Below are 1092 nucleotides of genomic sequence, written 5' to 3' on the forward strand. Positions count from 1 at the left end.
CTCATGATGATCCGCACGTTCGGGCGCAACTACGCGCCGAACGGCACTGCCGCGCGAGAACTGTTGGAAACGGTCGGCGACCCGATCGTGTCGCTGCTGATCGCCGTGCTGTTCGCGATCTGGTCGCTCGGTCTGAAGAGCGGCCTGACGCTGCCGCAGATTCAGAAGCTGCTCGGCAAGAGCGTCGCGCCTGCGGCTGCCGTGATCCTGATTCTCGGCGCGGGGGGCGGGTTGAAGGAGATGCTGCTCGCGACGCACATCGGCGATTCGATCGCGCACTGGGCCGTGCACTGGGCGATTTCGCCGCTCGTGCTCGGCTGGGGGGTAGCGGCGTTAATTCGCATCGCCATCGGCTCCGCGACGGTCGCGACCGTAACGGCCGCCGGCATCGTCGCGCCGATCGCGGCCGCTACGCCCGGGGTAAATCTCGAATTGCTCGTGCTCGCGGTCAGTTCAGGCGGCCTGATGCTCTCGCACCTGAACGATTCAGGCTTCTGGCTCTTCAAGGAGTATTTCCGGCTGAGCGTCGGCGACACGCTCAAGACCTGGACGCTCCTCGTTTCCTTCCAGTCGCTCGTCGCGCTGGTGGTGATCCTGCTGCTCAACGCGCTCATCGGCTGAAACCAGCAGTTGAACGCCCTCTCGCTTCCCAAAGGACAGACACATGAACTATGAACATCTCTTCAAGACGCTCGGCAGCCGCGCGATTCGAATGGCACTCGTCGGTCCGAAGGGCGGCTTCGGCCGCTCGCTGCTGGTGCAATGCCGCGCGCTGCCGAGCATCGACATCGCCGCGCTGTGCGACCTTGACATCGACGGCACGCTCGCGACACTGGCCTCGCTCGGCTACGGCGCCGATGCGGCGAAAGTCTGCAACAACACCGACGACGTCAGCGCGGCGCGCGCCGCGGGACGCATCGCCCTGGTCGGTGATCACGCGCTGCTGAACTCGGTGGAATTAGACATCGTCGTGGAAGCGACGGGGCAGCCCGAAGTGAGCGTGCAGATCGCGGAGAACGCGCTGAAGCGCGGCGTGCACGTCGCGATGGCAACGAAGGAAACCGATTCGGTCGCGGGCCCGTACCTGAACCG

The 1092-nt window shown here is 65.2% G+C and carries 1 protein-coding gene and 1 pseudogene; both read left to right on the forward strand.

Annotation, left to right across the window (positions count from 1 at the left end):
* A partial coding sequence (locus tag AWB81_RS43400; RefSeq protein WP_235026268.1) for a GntT/GntP/DsdX family permease occupies positions 1-621 on the forward strand: 621 nt, incomplete at its 5' end.
* 43 nt (positions 622-664) lie between these two features.
* A pseudogene (locus AWB81_RS43405) lies at positions 665-1092 on the forward strand (homoserine dehydrogenase); the annotation flags it as partial.

This window comes from Caballeronia arationis (assembly GCF_001544975.2).
GTDB lineage: Bacteria > Pseudomonadota > Gammaproteobacteria > Burkholderiales > Burkholderiaceae > Caballeronia > Caballeronia arationis.